The sequence below is a fragment of the Acinetobacter sp. RUH 2624 genome, from assembly GCF_000162375.2.
Classification (GTDB): domain Bacteria; phylum Pseudomonadota; class Gammaproteobacteria; order Pseudomonadales; family Moraxellaceae; genus Acinetobacter; species Acinetobacter nosocomialis.
The window spans coordinates 823,817-842,658 of sequence record NZ_KI391939.1 but is presented as its reverse complement, the minus strand read 5'-3'; the positions used below and the strand labels follow the sequence as shown (position 1 = coordinate 842,658).

Sequence of the window (18,842 nt, the reverse complement as noted above, 5' to 3'; positions counted from 1 at the left end):
CTTCGGTAAATAGATACTTTAGAAGCTATTTTTAATGAAAACAATGGATATTGTGCTCATTTTTCACTGACAGTTAGGTCTATATTTTTTATATCTTTTTTTACCGTACTTATAGCTCTTTTTCATATTAAAAAGGCTTTAGTAATTCATTTTGCAAATAAAAATTATAATTCTTTGATTTTTAATATGTTTCTATATCTCTATTTATCTATTAAAAATCAAAAAAAGTGCTTTGCATTTTTATTCATAAGCTGAGCATAAGTCTTCGTTTAGTGGAAAAATATTTCTTTTGTAAGGTAATGACAGCAATACAAGGTGTCATTATGTCTAATTCTCTATCTAAAACGACGGCATACGTCCAAGTCATTCAAAATGATCAACAAGCGATTAATGCTGCTTATCAAGTGGCTGATTTTGCTTTAGAGGGTCGTAATACACGTGATCAACAACGCCAACTTCCTTATGAGCAAATTGAAAGTTTTAGCCAAAAAGGTTTAGGTGGAATTCGCATTGCAAAAAAATATGGCGGTGCATTTGTTTCCAATAAAACACTGGCACAAGTTTTCCGTATTTTAAGTAAAGGCGATGCAAATGTTGGTCAAATTCCACAAAATCAGATTAGCCTGTTGAACCTGATTGAAATCATGGGTACAGAACAACAAAAACAATTTATCTTTTCAGAAATATTAGCTGGTAAACGTCTTGCCAACGGTGGTCCAGAGCGTAATACACATGACTCAAAAACACTAAAAACTACCCTTACCATTGAAAATGGAAAATATATTTTAAACGGCGAAAAGTTTTATTCGACAGGAACAAGCTTTGCGCATTGGCTCGCAATTAAAGCGGTTCATCCTGAAGGTCATGTTGTTTTAGTGATTGTTAACCGAGATGCTCAAGGCATTGAAGTCATTAATGACTGGAATGGGTTTGGTCAGCGTACTACAGCGAGTGGTACGGTTAAATTAAATCAAGTTGAAGTTAATCCTGATCTTATTTTTGATGAACGCTTATTAACACAAGTTCCTACCTATCGCGGTGCGTATTCGCAGTTATTACAAGTGGCAATTGATGTCGGTATTGCGGAAGCTGCTTTTGAAGATACTTTATCGACTATACACAAAGCACGCCCAATTATTGATGCAAATGTTGAAAAAGCCAGCTTTGAACATTACACACTGCAAGAAATGGGTAAGTTAAATATTTTACTCGACGCAGCAATTTTACTGCTTGATGAAGCTGCTGAATATTTAGATGAACTTGACCAACTTGAAAATGTGACTGATGAACAAGTAGCTAAAGCTTCAATTTTGGTTGCTGAAGCAAAAGTCTACGCCAATGATGCGGCTCTACAAATCTCTGAAAAACTACTAGAGCTAGGTGGTAGCCGTTCAAGCTTAAGCCAACACAATTTAGATCAACATTGGCGAAATGCCCGTGTACATACCTTACACGACCCTGTTCGCTGGAAATTACATGCCATTGGCAATTATTACCTTAATGGTCATTTCCCTGCCCGCCATGCCTGGATTTAAGGAGCAATTGTCATGACTTCATATCAATCAGTTCAAACCAAACAAACATCGGTATCTGGTCAAGCACATATTATTCAAAATGATGCTGAAGCTTTAGAAGTAGCCAAACAATTTGCCGAACAATTTAAAAAAACCGCAGTTGAGCGAGACGCTAAACGAATTTTACCGTATACCGAAATTGATGCATTGAGCCAGTCTGGACTTTGGGCAATTACAGTACCCAAGCAATATGGAGGTGCGGAAGTTTCAAGCCATACCGTTGCCAAAGTAATTGCGCTTTTAAGTGGTGCCGATGGTTCAATCGGACAAATTCCACAAAACCATTTCTATGCATTAGAAGTGTTACGTAATACGGGCACAGAAGCTCAGAAACAACGTTTATATGGCGAAGTGCTAAATGGCACTCGCTTTGGTAATGCACTTGCTGAGTTTAAAACCAAAACTTCAACCCATAAACAAACCAATATTCGTCCGCATGAAAATGGATATCTCATTCAGGGTGAAAAGTTTTACTGCACAGGAAGTTTATTTGCTCACCGTATTCCAACCTTAGTTTTAGATGATGCAGGTCGAGAGTATCTAGCCTTTGTAAAAAATGGTTCACAAGGATTGAAACTTGTTGATGACTGGTCTGGTTTTGGACAGAAAACCACAGGTAGCGGAACGGTTAAATTTGATCAGGTTTTTGTAGATGCAGATGATGTCATTCCTTTTGATACTGCATTTTTACAACCAACCTTAGTCGGTCCTTTTGCCCAAATTATGCATGCATCTATTGAGGTAGGCATTGCACGTGCAGCCTTTGAAGAAAGTTTGCAAAGAGTGCATCAAGCTCGCCCATGGATTGATTCAAATGTAGAAACTGCAAACCAAGATCCTTTAACGATTTATGAATTAGGACGCATTGCGGTAGATGTACGAGCTAGTGAAGTCCTATTAAAACAGGCAGCTCAATCAATTGATGCTGCAAAAATTGAAACCACACCTGAAAGCATTGCTAAAGCATCCATCGATGTTGCAAAAGTACGTGCTCATAGTACCGATATCGCACTCAAAGCATCGTCTAAGCTGATTGAACTTGCTGGTAGCCGTGGTAGTCAGTCTCAAGATGGCCTAGACCGTTTCTGGCGTAATGCGCGAGTACATACCTTACATGATGCTGCACGATGGAAATATTACTTTATTGGGAACTATGTTCTTAACGGTGTTCTACCACCTCGTCGGGGGACATTGTAATGGCAGACTTTAAAGCAAAAGAAATTCTACTAAATGCCTTTGATATGAACTGTGTTGGTCATATCAATCATGGCTTATGGACACATCCACGTGATGAATCACATCGTTTTAACGAATTGAGCTACTGGACAGAACAAGCCAAAACCTTAGAAAGTGGTTTATTTGACGGTTTGTTTATTGCGGACATTACAGGTGTGTATGACGTCTATCAAAATGGTATAGATCTCACTTTAAAAGAGTCCATTCAGCTTCCGAGCCATGACCCGTCTACACTTATTTCAGCTATGGCAACAGTTACACAAAACTTAAGTTTTGGTGTCACTGTGAATTTGAGCTATGAGCATCCGTATCAGTTTGCACGCCGCTTTGCGAGTCTCGACCATTTAACTCAAGGTCGTATTGGCTGGAATATCGTGACAGGTTATTTAGATAGTGCCGAACGGTTAATTGGTCAAAAAGGTTTAAAAGACCACGATGCTCGCTATGAACAAGCCGAAGAGTTTTTAGAGCTCTGCTATAAATATTGGGAAGGATCTTGGGAAAACGACGCCGTTAAAAAAGATAAAGTACAGCGTGTTTTTACAGATCCATCTAAAGTTCACACTATTCACCACCACGGAAAATATTACCAAAGTGAAGGTGTGTTTCAGGTGTCTCCTTCTGTGCAACGCACCCCGACACTGTTTCAAGCAGGTGCTTCACCAAAAGGCATGCAGTTTGCGACTCGTCATGCTGAGTGTGTATTTATTGGCGGCGACAAACCCGAAAAAATACGTGAACAAGTGAAAAAGATTCGTGATCTTGCAGAACAACAAGGCCGTTCAGCGGATGACATTAAAGTCTTTGTCGGTATAACCGTTGTTGTGGCCGAAACACATGATCTGGCCGTACAAAAACTTAATGAATATCGTCAATATGCAAGTCCTGAAGCAGGCCTCGCACATTATGCGAGTTCAACAGGCATTGACTTAAGTAAATTTGCTGACGATGAAGCAATTCCTTACCAAAAAAGTAACAGCATTGTTTCGATTACCGAAAAATTTAAAGAACAGCAAATCACAAAAAATGACTTAAAAGCTCAACATGTTTTAGGTGGCCGTTATCCCCTTATCATGGGTAGTGGCGAAGAAGTTGCTGAATACTTAATTCATCTTTTAGATGAGACTGATATTGATGGCTTTAATTTGACACGTACAGTTGCGCCTGAGTCTCACCACGACTTTATTCGCTTGGTTATTCCTGAACTACAGCAACGTGGTCGCTATAAAACTGCATATAAAACGGGTTCACTACGGAACAAAATTTTTAATCGGGGTGATCAATTACCAGAACAACACCCTGTTCAAGCGTTCCGATGTAGTCCCTATAACAACAGCAAAAACCTAACAAAAATTGAAGAAATAACCGCTTAAATTTGGAGATAGACATGGCTCAAACAGCCTCTAAAAAATGGCTAGGCGTAGGCTTAGTCGTTGTAGTCCTTTTTGTTGCTTTATTCTTATGGAATAAACATCGTCAAAGTGGCTCAAATGAACTTGTGATTGGCATTAGTCCACCATTTGCAAAACCTTTACAAGCTGCTGCCGATGAAGCAAAAAAACAAGGTTTAAATGTAAAACTGGTTGAGTTTTCTGACTGGAATACCCCAAACATTACCTTAAATCATGGGGATATTGATGCGAACTTTTTCCAGCATCAACCTTTCTTAGACAATGCAATTAAAGAAACAGGCTTTAAATTAAAGGCATTTGCAGTAGGTGCAGCGTCACATGTAGGACTTTATTCAAAGAAATATAAAAGCCTTGATGAAGTGCCACAAAACGCACGTGTAGTCATTCCAAATGATCCAGTGAATCAAGGTCGTGCACTACTACTTTTACAGCAAGCTAAATTAATTACGCTTAAAGATTCAAACAATCATTTATCTGCACTTAAAGATGTAGTTTCAAACCCTAAAAATTTGCAATTCGTAGAGGTTGAAGGGCCACAGACTGCCCGTGCGATTGATGATGTTGACTTGGCTTTTGGCTATCCACATTACTTACGCTTAGCAAAAACAGCTGACCCTAATAGTGCGCTTTTACTTGATGACAATACCAATAAGCGTTATGCCATTTTGTTTGTAGTGCGTGATGACTATCAAGATAAGGGCGACAAACTAAAGAAATTTGTTGAGATCTATCAAAACTCGCCAAAAGTTAAAGCTGTGTTAGACGCTGAAATTGGGCCAAAACTTTGGTTCCCTGGCTGGAAGTAATAACGGAAAGATTATGGCGATTCAGTTCAAACAGCATAAGCCTTGGTTACTCGGAATTACGATTTTAATCGTAGTTCTGGGCCTCGTCGGTTACCGTTATATTAAAAATAAACAAACCGATGATGTTTTAACGATTGGCATTAGCCCGCCTTATGCTGAGCTATTACAAAGCGTTGCCAATGAAGTAGAAAAGCAAGGCGTTCATGTCAAGCTTGTTGAATTTTCTGATTGGCGGGCACCAAACGTTGCCGTACAAAACGGTGATATTGATGCAAACTTTTTCCAGCAAAGCGTATTTCTACGTAATGCTGTTAAAGAAACGGGCTATGACTTACATGCATTTGGTGTGGGCTCAGGAAGTCATGTCGGTTTATATTCAAAAAAATATAAATCACTTGAAGAATTACCTTCAAAAGCACGTGTGGCTATTCCAAATGATCCAGTCAATTTAGCTCGTGCTTTAATTTTATTGCACCGTGCAGGTTTAATTCAGCTTAAAGACATAAATAATGAACTCTCAACAACCCAAGACATTATTGCAAATCCTAAACAACTGAGCTTTGTTGAAGTTGAAGGCCCTCAAACTGCACATGCATATAATGATGTCGATTTAATTTTCGGCTTCCCCCACTACTTAAAAATGGCAAAGGTAACCGACCCACATAGCGCATTATTTTTAGATCCAATCGATAAAAAATATGCAATTTTGTTTGTGACCCGTCGCGATTACCAAGACAAAAACCAAAAACTTGCAACCTTTGTTAAAGCATTCCAGAACTCAAAACAAGCACAAGACATTCTGGATAAAGACTTTGGTAAAGGTTTGTGGTTTCAAGGCTGGAAATAAGGAGAATGGCAATGGTGAGTTTTGGATCACAAGTTGATTTTTCTCTACCTCATATCAAAATTCGTGGTTTAAATAAGTTTTACCAATCTCAAGGTCAAAAACTGCATGCGTTAAAAGAGATTAACCTTGATATCCCACAAGGTAAGATTTTAGGCATTATTGGTAAAAGTGGTGCGGGAAAATCTTCCCTACTCCGCACTTTAAATGGCTTAGAACAAGTAAATACTGGCAGCATTCATATTCATCAACAAAATATTGCTGAATTGAGTCATGCTGAACTCATTCAAACCCGCCAGCGCATTGGAATGATTTTTCAACATTTCAATTTGATGTCTGCAAAAACGGTCTGGGAAAATGTGGCATTGCCCTTAAAAGTTTCCAATTACAACAAAGCAGATATCGACCAACGTGTAAATGAAGTTCTGGCACTCGTAGGTCTTGCAGATAAATCTAACTATTATCCATCACAACTTTCTGGCGGACAAAAGCAACGTGTTGGTATTGCACGTGCACTTGTTCACCACCCTGAAATTTTACTATGTGACGAGGCGACATCAGCACTCGACCCTGAAAGTACTGCCACTATTTTGGCTTTACTTAAAAAGATTAATCAGGAACTTGGCCTCACCATTGTATTAATTACTCACGAAATGCAGGTCATTCGAGAAATTTGTGATCAAGTCGTTGTGATTGATCAAGGTGAGATTGTAGAGGCTGGACAAGTTTGGTCGGTATTTTCACGACCAGAACAACAAATTACTCAAGAACTGTTAAACCTTGAGCAAATTACCCTGCCTTTTAAAATCAGCCCTCTACCCGATGAAAATTCGACGCATATAATCCTAAAACTGAAATATGAGGCGGAAGCACATCAGGTTTCGGATATTCAAGAACTCCTTGCTAGATTTAAAGCACCAGTCAATTTATATCAAAGTCAGGTGGATACCATTCAAGGGCATATTATTGGCTCGCTTTTAGTTGGTATTCCTAACGTAGAAATTGATCTTTCATCTATACAACAAGATGCATTAACAGCAAATGCACAATTTGAGGTACTTGGCTATGCAAGACCAGCTCATTGATTTATTAATTACTGGAACTGTAGATACCTTACTCATGGTAGGTGCATCTGCATTTATTGCTTTTTTAATTGGCTTACCTATTGCTGTTGTTTTAGTCAGTACTTCTGAACATGGCATTCACCCGTCGCAAAAGATTAATCAGTCTTTGGGTTGGGTCATCAACATTACTCGTTCTGTACCTTTTCTTATTTTAATGGTTGCACTTATTCCTCTTACTCGCTGGATTGTCGGCACAAGTTATGGCGTATGGGCAGCGGTGGTTCCACTAACTATTGCCGCCATTCCATTTTTTGCGCGTATTGCAGAAGTCAGCTTACGTGAAGTCGATCAAGGCTTAATTGAAGCAGCACAAGCCATGGGTTGTAACCGTAAACAAATTATTTGGCATGTACTTTTACCAGAGGCTTTGCCGGGTATTGTGGCAGGCTTTACAGTGACTATTGTGACCATGATTAACTCATCTGCGATTGCTGGTGCTATTGGTGCGGGTGGCTTAGGAGACATTGCTTATCGATACGGTTATCAACGTTTTGATATGCAAATTATGTTGGCTGTAATTTTAGTGCTCATTATTTTAGTCATGTTAGTACAAGCGACTGGCGATGCATTAGCCCAGCAACTTGATAAACGTAAAGTTTAAAAGTAATACACCCCTGCTCTAGCCATGACTTTGTCATGGCTTTCATGTAAAATCAGCGACAATTTTTAATTTACACATTTGTGAGTGGTTTTCATGGGTTTTAATTGCGGTATTGTTGGTCTGCCAAACGTAGGGAAATCTACCCTTTTCAATGCATTAACGAAAGCAGCGATTGCAGCGGAAAACTTCCCTTTCTGTACCATTGAACCAAACACAGGTATTGTTCCTGTACCAGATCCACGTTTAGACAAACTTGCTGCGATTGTTAAACCACAGCGTATTTTGCCAACCACAATGGAATTTGTGGACATTGCAGGTCTTGTTGCTGGTGCCTCAAAAGGTGAAGGTTTGGGTAACCAGTTCCTTGCTAACATTCGTGAAACTGATGCGATTGCTCACGTTGTACGTTGTTTCGAAGATGAAAACGTCATACACGTAAATGGCAAAATTGATCCGTTAGACGACATCGCAACTATTAATACTGAACTTGCACTTGCAGACCTTGAAACTGTTGCTAAAGCAATTTTACGCTTAACTAAAGTAGCTAAAGGCGGTGACAAAGAAGCTGTAGCAACTAAAGCAGTTTTAGAAAAAATTCAACCGTTGCTTGACGAAGGTAAACCAGCTCGTGCAGCTGATTTGTCTGATGACGAGCGTAAATTAGTTCGTGGTTTTGGTTTAATGACTTTAAAACCAACTATGTATATTGCAAACGTTGCAGAAGATGGTTTTGAAAACAACCCACACTTAGAAGCAGTTAAAAAACTTGCGGCTGAAGAAAACGCTATCGTTGTTCCTCTTTGCAACCAGATTGAAGCTGAAATTTCATTATTAGAAGATGAAGATCGTGCTGAGTTCTTAGAAGCAATGGGTATGGAAGAACCTGGCTTAAACGTGGTTATCCGTGCAGGTTATGCGCTTTTAGGTTTACAAACTTATTTCACTGCCGGTGTACAAGAAGTACGTGCTTGGACAGTAAAAGTTGGTGCAACCGCTCCTCAAGCAGCTGGTGTGATTCATACCGACTTTGAAAAAGGCTTTATCCGTGCTGAAGTTGTTGCATACGATGACTTCGTACAATACAACGGTGAGAACGGCGCTAAAGAAGCTGGTAAATGGCGTTTAGAAGGTAAAACTTACGTCGTTCAAGACGGCGATGTTATGCACTTCCGTTTTAACGTTTAAGTTAAAGCTAAAAAAGCCCCAATATATTGGGGCTTTTTTTATATTTAATGACTTAAATCCATCGCCTCTCGTTTACTACGGGCCTCTTGTAGAATACGCGCATGCAAAGGCTTTCTAAAACCTAGCATAAATATAAATTCTGCCAATACAAATAATGGACCTATCGCAAGTCCTATTACATCATCAACAAAAGCAGGTTTTTTCTTTTCAAAATAATGACCTACAAACTGAAACACCCATCCCACTACAAAGAAACCAATACTTGCAGCCAACCATTGTCCTAAAGAAAGCTCGGCAATTTGACTCGCCAATGGATACACAGCCACCAATATAATGAGCATGATTAAGCCAAAAACTTTATCTAAAAATAAATAGTAAATTGAGCTTATTGCAATCAACACTATGGCTAAAGTGAGTTTAAAACTGTAAATGTCTAGTCCAGCTCTTGCTGTTAAACATAAAATTGAAAATACAATAAGCGGAATACCAACAAAGTGCGTCAAAATATTTTGATGATTTAAATGATAAGCCGCATATTGGCTCAGTTTCTGTTCCAGATTTGACATAAGTTATTCCCTATTCACCTAACTATAGCCATACTGTACAAATAAGGAAAATTTAAAGTTGTCAGCTATTTGACAAAGTAATGAATTTTTTCATGGATGGGCTGATATTGGATCTTATTTATATTAACCGATTAAAAGAAAACACATGGTTTAGTGTGCTGCCGGAAACATTCCAAAAGTTTATTCTAGAATATGGCAAGCAAATTACTTTTGAGAAAAATAGCTACGTTTTCCACGCTCAAGATGAGTTTGATGGTATTTATACCGTCCTTGAAGGCTCAATTAGCTTGGGTTATGTCGATGTAAATGGTAATGAAGCACTTTCTGCAATTGCTGAGCCGATTATGTGGTTCGGTGAAATATCTTTAATTGACCATGAACCACGTTCGCACGATGCGATTGCTTTGAAAAAAAGTACAGTTCTACATATTCCTGCAAAACCATTAAATGACTTACTCAAAGATAATCCGTATTATTGGTACTATTTTGCACGCTTAACCAGCCAAAAACTCAGGTACGTTTTTTTAGAACAGATTGCCATACAAACACGCAGTCTTTCTCAAAGACTTGCTCAACGTCTTTTATTTATTTTAGAGGGTTACGGCAATCATCTTATTGTCCAAGAAAGACAAATTCATATTTCTCAAGACCAATTAGCTAATATGCTAACCGTCTCAAGACAAACCATTAATCATGAATTAAACCTTTTAGAAAAACAAAATATTATTAAAATTTCGTTTAGAAAAATTGAGATTTTAGATATTGAAAAATTAAATTTAATTGCAAAATCGCATACTTAAAGGTGCTATATAATAAAAACTTAAAATTAAATTAAAAAATCAGATAACACTGCAAAATAAAACATTGTTCAAACTCTATTTCACAAAATAAGTATTCCAAAACAGAAATTTTCATCTTACACTCAAACTGAGCAATAATACTCAACAAGGCGCTGATTAACATGAAAAAATTATCAACAATTCTTACAGCTGGCGTATTGGCAATGTTAAGTGTTTCGGCATTTGCATGTCCAAAAGGAACTCAACTCCAAGGAGGAACTGGACCACATCATAAAGGCGGTAAATGTGTTGCTGTAAGCGGCAAGACTACTGCTCAAAAAGCAAAAAAAGAAGCTGAAAAAACAAAAACAGATGTTAAAAAAGATATGAATGAGCAGAAACATGCTGCAATGACTAGCGCAACTCACGCTAAACAAGAAGCAAATCAAGCTACTCATCAAATGAAACAAGATGCTGTAAAAACTGCGAACACTGCTAAAACCGCAACAAAACCATAATTAATATTGATTAATTTATGGATATAAAAAGGCGAGATTTAAAATCTCGCTTTTTTATATGTAGTCTCTTTATTTCGGAGATGTATTTCCTAAATTAGGATTATCAATCGCGTCCTTACATTGCTGCTTATCACGCTCATAATCAGCCTGTTTTTGAGCAACAGAATTTGCATTTTCCACAGTTTCTCTCGCCCACACATCTAAACTGGTTAAGGCTTTGCGGCAAAGCGCATATTTTCCTTCAGTGACCGAATCCGTCATTTTCACATTAATACGCCAATCCGTACTGAGCTGACGCAGTGGTTTACGAACTTTATCATTTATCTGACTAAGCTGTTTTCCATAGACTAAAGGATCAACGGTATTAATGAGTGTCCATGCTTTGTTTGCATAGGCCGTTGCATCATTGGTTAATTTCGGCGCTGGTTTAATTTCAACTTTTTTATCCGTGCTCTGATTTCCATTATCACAGCCTTGCAATATAAATACGCTCGCACTCAGGATGGCGATATAAACTAAACGAGTTTTTGACTTGAACATATCAAACTGCCGAATTAAACATTTCGGCACTATGCTATTAAATTCGGCTACAATACTCAATCTTTCAAGTTATTATAATTGGTTTACTGCCAAGGTGTCTTGTGTCAAATCAACAACAGATGGCTGCTCAAACAGCAACTTTTTGGCAGGGTGCCAAAGATAGTCAAGCCATCGTACTTACTTATTTACCGGTTTCTTTTGCCTTTGGCGTTTCTGCATCTCAATTTGGTTTTAGCCCATGGGAAGCATTTTTTCTTTCATGTTCAATGTATGCAGGTGCTAGCCAATTTTTAGTGGTGGCTCTTTTAGCAAGCGGCTCCTCTATTTGGCTAACTGCCCTAACGGTTATTGCACTTGATATTCGCCATGTACTTTATGGTCCAGCACTATATAACCTAATTCCAAATAAACTGAACTTAAAAAAGACGGCTGTTTGGGCTTGGGGCCTTACAGATGAGGTTTTTGCGAGTGGAATGATTCAGCTTTCACAGCGCAAGCAGCAATGGTCTGAATCTTGGATGTTAGGCTTAAGTCTGTTCAGCTGGATGTCTTGGGCAAGTGGTTCATTGTTAGGTGGGCTATTTGCAGATCAAGTCGCTCATCTTCCAAAGTTTTTACAAGCAGCTTTAGATTTCTTATTACCTGCTTTATTTTTAAGTTTTTTACTCGCGGCTTTTGAACGTAAACATACTTTAGTCGTCGGTGTATCCTTAATCGTTTCAGCCTTGGCCTGTTATTGGATTAACTTATCTGCTGCTATTTTTATTGGTATTTTTTCAGGCATTTTAGCGGGTCTATTTAAACATTATGTGCTGAAACAGTTTGATGAGGTTGAAGCCTAATATGAACTTAGAAATTATTTTGGTCGGCATTATTGTTGGTATTGCTAATTTTGCTTCCCGCTTCGGACCATTTTTTGTTATACAGAAACTACAAGGTACTCATCAAAAACGTGGGGCTGTCTGGATAAAAATTGCTTTAGGAAGTATTGGTATATCTGCAATTAGTGCAATGCTTGTGGTTGCCACCCTGCCCCCACTTCTTAAAAATCCAGATAAAAGTTTAGCAATGCTCATCGGCTTTCTGGTTTTAGCAGGTCTTTATTTTAAATTTAAGAAAATTGTTCCTGCGACGTTAACTGCTGCACTCGTTTATGGCTTGATCTACACTTATTTACCTTTATAAATAGATAAACTTATCAACATTATATAATATATAAATGCTAGAAGTGATTAAAAATAATGACTTCTAGCATGAAAAACTCATTTTTGAAATTTATTAAAAGATAACACCATCTAGCGATTAGAGATAAAAATGTCACAAGTTAAAATTTATGCAAATGAACAAACGATCATGCAATATCGAGAAATGCTTTCTCATGCGATTCATCAAGCGCTCATTGAAGAGTTGAAATACCCAATCGAGAAAAGATTTCAAAGGTTTATTAGCCTTAAACCAGAAAACTTTATCTATCCTTCAGATCGAAGCCAGCACTACGTTATTATTGAACTTTCAATGTTTACTGGCCGAAGCACCGAAGCCAAGAAAAGATTAATCCAAACCTTATTTCGTAATATTCAACAGTATTGCCGAATTAATCCTCAAGACATTGAAATCACAATTTTCGAAACCCCTAAAGAAAATTGGGGTATCCGTGGTCAAAACGCAGATGAATTACATTTAAATTATCAAGTTAACGTTTAAAAACGACTTACCTCATTGTCTGACAAAATTCATCTTTTTATGCGTTATAAGGCTTAACTCCACCATAAGTTCTGCTATGCTTAAAAAAATAATTTTGTCAGGATGATTCGCATGAGCGTGACACTCGGTACCCCACTTCAATCTTCTGCATTTAAAGTTTTATTGTTAGGTTCAGGAGAGCTTGGCAAAGAAGTTGTAATTTCCCTACAACGCCTTGGTGTAGAAGTACATGCAGCCGACCGTTATGATCACGCACCAGCTATGCAAGTTGCACATTTTTCTTATGTGTTAAACATGGCTGACCCTACTCAATTAAAACAGCTCATTGAAAAAGTTAAACCGAATTTAATTGTTCCAGAAATTGAAGCGATTGCGACAGAAGTTTTGCTTGAGATTGAAGCTAACCAAACAGCAACTGTCATTCCTTCTGCTAAAGCTGTAAACCTCACCATGAACCGTGAAGGTATTCGCCGACTTGCTGCTGAAGAGCTTGGTTTACCTACTTCTGCTTATCGTTTTGCTGACTCTTTAGAAAGTTTCCGCGCAGCTTGTGATGATATTGGTTATCCGAACTTTGTAAAACCAGTCATGTCATCTTCAGGTAAAGGTCAGTCTCGCGTAAAAAGTTTCGATGAAGTCGACGCGGCTTGGGAATATGCAATGCAAGGTGGTCGTGTTAACCAAGGCACTGTCATTATTGAATCTCAAATTGATTTTGATTTTGAAATTACCTTACTTACTGTTCGTGCTAAAAACCCTGAAACCGGTGAAATTGAAACTCACTACTGTGACCCAATTGGTCACCGCCAAGATGCAGGCGACTATGTAGAAAGCTGGCAACCTCAACCAATGACACCTGCTGCACTTGAAGAAGCAAAACGTATTGCAAATAAAGTGACAACAGCACTTGGTGGCTGTGGTATTTTTGGTGTAGAACTGTTTATCAAGGGTGATAAAGTTTGGTTCAGTGAAGTTTCTCCTCGTCCACACGACACAGGACTTGTAACTTTAGCGTCTCAGTATCAAAGTGAATTTGAATTACATGCACGCGCCATTTTAGGTTTACCTGTAAATACAGCACGTCACAGTGTGGCCGCAAGTGCCGTAATTTATGCTGGAGTCGATGCTAATAATTTAAGTTATAGCAATCTGAATGTAGCCTTAGCTCACCCAGATACTGACTTACGTTTATTTGGCAAACCTGAAGGTTTCAAGCGTCGCCGTATGGGTGTCGCAACGGCTCGTGCTGAAAATACTGATATTGCCCGTACTTTAGCGAAAGAAACCGCTGATCAAGTAAGCGTTCAAACAAACTCTTAATTTTTACTTATTGGTAGACCCATTTTCATGATCAATACATCGCCATTGTTGAACTATGTCTCAAGTCATCATGATATTAAAGCCATTAATCAGTGGCGAACGGATGTAGAAAAACAGTTGCAAGATTCATATGAAAATGGGCAATCTATTCGTGAAATTATTAAAGCTCGTTCAGATTTAGTTGATGAAGCACTGATCTTTTTATGGAAACATGCTGAACTTGATCAGACTGAATTGGGTCTTTTTGCTGTAGGTGGTTATGGGCGCCGTGAAATGCTGCCCTATTCCGACGTCGATATCATGATCCTATCGGAACATGAAATTAACGAAGAAAATGAAAAACGCATCTCTACTTTTATTTCTTCATTATGGGACGTTGGAAACTTTAAACCCGGCATTAGCGTTCGTACCATTCAAAGCTGTGTTGAACAAGCCGCTACCGATTTAACGGTTGCAACCACTTTAATTGAAGCGCGTTTAATAACAGGTAATACTCAACTTGCAAGATGGCCTCGCCGCATTGTTTCACAAACATGGACAGATAAAACCTTTTATGACGCAAAAATGGCAGAACAAGCCAAGCGTTACCACCAACACAACAATACTGAAAGTAATTTAGAACCTGACATTAAAAATGCACCAGGTGGTATTCGTGATATTAACCAGATTGGTTGGATTGCTAAACGCCACTTCCGTGTAAACCGTATTTATGACTTAGTACATTTAGGCTTTATTTCAGAATTTGAATTGGGTGTTTTAGAAGAAGCAGAAAGTTTTCTTTGGGAAATCCGTCACCACTTACACCGTTTAGCCAAACGTGATGAAAACCGTTTGCTTTTCGATCACCAAAGGGAAATTGCCGCTAAATTTGGATATGTGCGCCAAGAAGGCCAACCTGTAAATTATGGCGTTGAGCAATTCATGAAACGCTACTATCGTACGGCACAACAGGTTTCAACACTGAATGAAATGTTGCTGGCGTATTTTAGTGAGTCTGTCATTACTCCTCGACTCCCCAACTATGAACGCAAAATTGAAGTTGTTAACGATCACTTTAAGATTGTCGATAATAAACTTGCCGTACAGCATCATAAAATATTTGCAGAACATCCAAGTGCGATTTTAGAGTTGTTCTATATTTTAGCGAATCGACCAGATATCGAAGGTATTCGTGCTCGAACTTTGCGCTTACTTATTCTTGCAGCAAAAAGAATTAACCAAAGTTACCGTAATAACCCAGAAAACCAAGCACTGTTTATGTCGATTATTCGCTCACCGTATCGTCTATACGATACCTTAGTTGCGATGAAACGTTATGGTGTTTTAGGAAACTATATTCCTGCTTTTGGGCAAATTATGGGTCTTATGCAATATGACCTATTCCATATCTATACGGTCGATGCTCACACCTTATTACTACTACGTAATTTAAATCGTTTTAGAGAACCTGAATTTGCCAAAGAGTTCCCTGTGGTAAGCTCAGTTTTCCAACGTCTTGCCCGTCAAGATATTGTCTTTATTGCTGCATTATTCCATGACATTGCAAAAGGCCGTGGTGGTGACCACAGCGAACTTGGTGCAGAAGACGCGATTGAGTTTGGACGTGCACATGGCTTTACAGAGCGTGAATGCAAATTAATCGCATGGCTCATTCAAAATCATTTACTCATGTCTTTGACAGCTCAGAAAAAAGATATTTCCGATCCGGATGTTGTTAAAGATTTCGCTGAAAAACTTGGTGATATGGAGCATCTTGATTATCTCTATACTTTGACGGTTGCCGATATTAATGCGACAAATCCAAAACTCTGGAATACATGGCGCGCATCACTTATGCGTCAGCTTTATACCCATGCCCGTGATGTAATCCGTACTGGTTTAGGTCGTCCTGTTGACTATCAAATGCTGATTGAAGACACTAAGTTTGCAGCAAGTGAATTACTGGTAAATAACTTTGCATTAGCTGATGTCGAAAAAGTATGGCAAGAACTTGGTGATGAATACTTCATTAAAGAGTCAGCAGACGAAATTGCATGGCACACACAAGCAATTTTAAAACATGGTGATAATCCGGAGCCATTAGTCCTCTTGCGTGCCCACCGTAAAGCAGCTCAGGATGCTGTGCAAATCTTTATTTATACACGCGATCAACCTAATCTCTTTGCCACAACCGTTGCTGTTTTAGACCGAATGAACCTAGACGTTCAGGACGCAAAAATTATCACGGCAAGTACAGCATTTAGCTTAGACACTTATGTTGTACTCGATCGTTTCGGTACATTACTTACCGACCCAGAACGCGAAGAAACTGTTAAAAATGCATTAGTGAAGGCACTTAGCCAACCAGACCAATACCCTGGGCTAATGCAACGCCGTATTCCACGTCAATTACGTCACTTCGATATTGAAAATACAGTCGACGTTACATTGAATGAAGCTCTACAGCAAAACATGGTCGAAATTTCAACACTTGACCATCCTGGCCTACTTGCACGTGTAGGTGGTTTATTTATGATGCAAGGTTTAGACATCCATTCAGCCCGAATCGCAACTTTAGGTGAACGTGCCGAAGATATTTTCTTTGTCACCAAAAAAGATGGAAAACCGCTGAATAACGAAGAGGTCAAACTCTTCTCGGAAAAACTGAAAGCTGCATTAGATGAAGCATCTAATCAAATTTGTCAGCACTGAAACTCAACTACTTGGTAACTGTTTAATGAACTCTAGCTTGTCGTTATTACATCCGTATCCATTTGAAAAGTTAAACCAACTTTTTAAGGATACTACTCCTGCTAACCTTCCCTTGATTCCACTATCAATTGGTGAACCTAAGCATCCAGCACCAGAGTTTGTTAAACAGGCTATTATTGATAACTTTAATCATCTATCCACTTATCCAAACAGCAAAGGCTTACCTGAGCTTCGCCAAAGTATTGCAGAGTGGTTAACTAAGCGCTTTAAACTTAATAGTATTAGTGCTGAAAACCATATTTTGCCTGTATCTGGTACACGTGAAGGTATTTTCTCTTTTGTTCAAGCTTTGATTAACCGTGAAGATGCACCCTATGTGGTGATGCCAAATCCGTTTTATCAAATTTATGAAGGTGCTGCTTTACTCGCAGGTGCTAAGCCATACTTTATTAATTGCACAGAAGAAAATGGTTATTTAGGTGACTTTGACGCAGTACCAGCAGAGGTTTGGGAAAAGACAGCGCTTCTTTTTGTATGTACACCGGGCAACCCAACAGGTACTGTACTTTCTAAAGAGCAATTTAAAAAGCTGATTGCCCTATCTGATCAATATAATTTTGTTATTGCTTCTGATGAATGCTATTCAGAACTTTGGTTTGACCAAGCCCCTACAGGTTTATTAGAAGTTTGTGCTGAACTTGGCCGTGATGACTACAAAAACTGTATCGTCTTCCATTCACTTTCAAAACGCTCAAATTTACCGGGCATGCGTTCAGGTTTTGTAGCTGGTGATGCTGATTTGTTAAAACCATATTTGCAATACCGAACCTATCACGGTGCAGCAATGCCCGTACAACATCAGCTTGCTTCAATTGCTGCATGGAATGATGAAAATCATGTTGAAGAAAACCGTAAGCAATATCGTGCAAAATTTGACTTATTCCAATCTGAACTAGGCCATTTGCTTCCATTACAAAAACCTGATGCTGGTTTTTACTATTGGCTAAAAGTTGATAATGATGAAACTTTTGCCAAGATGCTCATGGAAAAAGCACACATTAAAGTTTTACCGGGTCGTTATTTATCTCGTGACACTGAACAAGGTAACCCAGGAGCCAACCATGTACGTATGGCTTTAGTGGCAGACTTGGCACAATGTGAAGAAGTGGTTAAACGTTTAAAAGCGATTCTGTAAGCTTCTTCTTACTTAGTTGTACAGCCTTTACTCAGGTTGTACAACTAGGCTATAAAGCTATTTATATGTAATCAAAAGCACAGCAAAAATAATAAAAGCAATACTAGAACAATAGTATAAACCTGTCGCAGAGCGCTTAATTTTGTCTAAAACCCGCCCCTGAGCAAGTAATCCAATCAGCAGAATATTCCAACCAAGAACAACTCCAACCATCCATACACTCATGAGCAGTTTTTGAATTAAGCTAAACTTATATTGTATAAGCAGCATCAAACTACTATAAAACATAATATTTTTAGGATTTAGAAGACTAGACTGCACACCTAACATTAAACTTTTAATTTTGTTTTTCTTAAGGTTGGCTTGATCACTTAAATTATTGTCTTCAGGTGAAAAAGATAAAACACTAGATCTGGCTGCCTTAAAGCAAAGAACACTCAAATAAACTAAATACGCTGCACCAAGCCATTTCAATAATGTAAGAATGCTACTGCTCAAATCTCCAAGCAGCATAAAACCAAATAAACATGCAGCTAAAATTAAAGCATTTCCGAAAGTAATGCCCAAAACAACACCATAGGTATAACGGCGCCCTTTTTGCAAAAGACTAGTGAGAATTAAAAAGAAATCCGGACCCGGTGATAACAGTGCCAAAAAATGAGTAAATGCAATAACTAAAAAAACTTCCATAACGGCTTCATCTATAAAACAGTCTGGAAAATCTTAGAAATAGAGCTAAACAATTTC

Annotated in this window: 19 protein-coding genes; 16 read left to right on the top strand and 3 right to left on the bottom strand. The window is 38.4% G+C overall.

The genetic code is table 11. The features are described from left to right. Positions 1–299: 299 nt before the first annotated feature. The 8 genes from HMPREF0014_RS10655 to ychF all read left to right on the top strand — a co-directional run bounded on the left by HMPREF0014_RS10655 (position 300) and on the right by ychF (position 8,782). A complete protein-coding gene (locus HMPREF0014_RS10655; RefSeq protein WP_023188367.1) occupies positions 300–1,535 on the top strand; it encodes an SfnB family sulfur acquisition oxidoreductase in 1,236 nt (411 codons plus the stop codon). A 12-nt stretch (positions 1,536–1,547) separates the two neighbouring features. Beyond that, positions 1,548–2,771, top strand: a complete 1,224-nt coding sequence (locus HMPREF0014_RS10650; RefSeq protein WP_006580998.1) for an SfnB family sulfur acquisition oxidoreductase — start codon at positions 1,548–1,550, stop codon at positions 2,769–2,771. After that, positions 2,771–4,183, top strand: coding sequence for an LLM class flavin-dependent oxidoreductase (locus HMPREF0014_RS10645; protein ID WP_006580997.1), 1,413 nt, complete (start codon positions 2,771–2,773; stop codon positions 4,181–4,183). The genes HMPREF0014_RS10650 and HMPREF0014_RS10645 overlap by 1 nt, the downstream gene beginning before the upstream one ends. A 14-nt stretch (positions 4,184–4,197) precedes the next feature. Beyond that, complete coding sequence (locus tag HMPREF0014_RS10640; protein ID WP_004887570.1) at positions 4,198–5,028, top strand: MetQ/NlpA family ABC transporter substrate-binding protein; 831 nt, start codon at positions 4,198–4,200, stop codon at positions 5,026–5,028. Positions 5,029–5,041: 13 nt separating this feature from the next. Beyond that, positions 5,042–5,875: a MetQ/NlpA family ABC transporter substrate-binding protein gene (locus tag HMPREF0014_RS10635; RefSeq protein WP_004887572.1), complete on the top strand. Its 834-nt coding sequence runs from the start codon at positions 5,042–5,044 to the stop codon at positions 5,873–5,875. 5 nt (positions 5,876–5,880) lie between these two features. Further along, entirely contained in the window at positions 5,881–6,957 is a 1,077-nt protein-coding gene (locus tag HMPREF0014_RS10630; RefSeq protein ID WP_082187627.1) for an ATP-binding cassette domain-containing protein, read from the top strand. After that, on the top strand, positions 6,938–7,597 hold the full coding sequence (locus HMPREF0014_RS10625; RefSeq protein WP_004887575.1) for a methionine ABC transporter permease: 660 nt from the start codon (positions 6,938–6,940) through the stop codon (positions 7,595–7,597). Before HMPREF0014_RS10630 ends, HMPREF0014_RS10625 begins: the two co-directional genes overlap by 20 nt. Positions 7,598–7,690: 93 nt before the next feature. Beyond that, a complete protein-coding gene (gene ychF / locus HMPREF0014_RS10620; protein ID WP_002050104.1) occupies positions 7,691–8,782 on the top strand; it encodes a redox-regulated ATPase YchF in 1,092 nt (363 codons plus the stop codon). Between the two features lie 44 nt (positions 8,783–8,826). On the opposite strand, the gene HMPREF0014_RS10615 is transcribed toward ychF, so the two are convergent. Then, positions 8,827–9,348 carry an Mpo1-like protein gene (locus tag HMPREF0014_RS10615; protein WP_004887576.1) on the bottom strand — a complete coding sequence of 174 codons (522 nt, stop codon included), beginning with the start codon at positions 9,346–9,348 and terminating at the stop codon, positions 8,827–8,829. Between the two features lie 92 nt (positions 9,349–9,440). Here HMPREF0014_RS10615 and HMPREF0014_RS10610 point away from each other — a divergent pair, with 92 nt between their 5' ends. Both HMPREF0014_RS10610 and HMPREF0014_RS10605 read left to right on the top strand, forming a co-directional pair. Then, positions 9,441–10,148, top strand: coding sequence for a Crp/Fnr family transcriptional regulator (locus tag HMPREF0014_RS10610; protein ID WP_004887577.1), 708 nt, complete (start codon positions 9,441–9,443; stop codon positions 10,146–10,148). A 161-nt stretch (positions 10,149–10,309) separates the two neighbouring features. Continuing rightward, on the top strand, positions 10,310–10,645 hold the full coding sequence (locus tag HMPREF0014_RS10605) for a hypothetical protein (RefSeq protein WP_002050113.1): 336 nt from the start codon (positions 10,310–10,312) through the stop codon (positions 10,643–10,645). A 69-nt stretch (positions 10,646–10,714) separates the two neighbouring features. Here HMPREF0014_RS10605 and HMPREF0014_RS10600 read toward each other — a convergent pair whose 3' ends face one another. Beyond that, positions 10,715–11,185, bottom strand: coding sequence for a hypothetical protein (locus HMPREF0014_RS10600; protein ID WP_002050258.1), 471 nt, complete (start codon positions 11,183–11,185; stop codon positions 10,715–10,717). 119 nt (positions 11,186–11,304) lie between these two features. On the opposite strand from HMPREF0014_RS10600, the gene HMPREF0014_RS10595 reads away from it, so the two are divergent. The 6 genes from HMPREF0014_RS10595 to dapC all read left to right on the top strand — a co-directional run bounded on the left by HMPREF0014_RS10595 (position 11,305) and on the right by dapC (position 18,095). After that, on the top strand, positions 11,305–12,027 hold the full coding sequence (locus HMPREF0014_RS10595) for an AzlC family ABC transporter permease (protein ID WP_023188365.1): 723 nt from the start codon (positions 11,305–11,307) through the stop codon (positions 12,025–12,027). 1 nt (position 12,028) lies between these two features. Then, a complete protein-coding gene (ygaH, locus tag HMPREF0014_RS10590; protein WP_004709233.1) occupies positions 12,029–12,370 on the top strand; it encodes an L-valine transporter subunit YgaH in 342 nt (113 codons plus the stop codon). A 129-nt stretch (positions 12,371–12,499) separates the two neighbouring features. Further along, positions 12,500–12,889 (top strand): tautomerase family protein, encoded by a 390-nt coding sequence (locus HMPREF0014_RS10585; protein WP_004709235.1) that lies wholly within the window; start codon positions 12,500–12,502, stop codon positions 12,887–12,889. A gap of 102 nt (positions 12,890–12,991) precedes the next feature. Next, positions 12,992–14,209, top strand: coding sequence for a formate-dependent phosphoribosylglycinamide formyltransferase (gene purT, locus HMPREF0014_RS10580; RefSeq protein WP_079377083.1), 1,218 nt, complete (start codon positions 12,992–12,994; stop codon positions 14,207–14,209). Between the two features lie 27 nt (positions 14,210–14,236). After that, the gene (glnD, locus tag HMPREF0014_RS10575; RefSeq protein WP_004709237.1) at positions 14,237–16,900 is read left to right on the top strand and encodes a [protein-PII] uridylyltransferase; all 2,664 of its coding nucleotides are present in this window, start codon (positions 14,237–14,239) and stop codon (positions 16,898–16,900) included. A 25-nt stretch (positions 16,901–16,925) separates the two neighbouring features. Continuing rightward, on the top strand, positions 16,926–18,095 hold the full coding sequence (gene dapC, locus HMPREF0014_RS10570; protein WP_006580992.1) for a succinyldiaminopimelate transaminase: 1,170 nt from the start codon (positions 16,926–16,928) through the stop codon (positions 18,093–18,095). Positions 18,096–18,152: 57 nt separating this feature from the next. Here dapC and HMPREF0014_RS10565 read toward each other — a convergent pair whose 3' ends face one another. Next, complete coding sequence (locus HMPREF0014_RS10565; RefSeq protein ID WP_004887582.1) at positions 18,153–18,785, bottom strand: LysE family translocator; 633 nt, start codon at positions 18,783–18,785, stop codon at positions 18,153–18,155. Between the last annotated feature and the right edge of the window lie 57 nt (positions 18,786–18,842).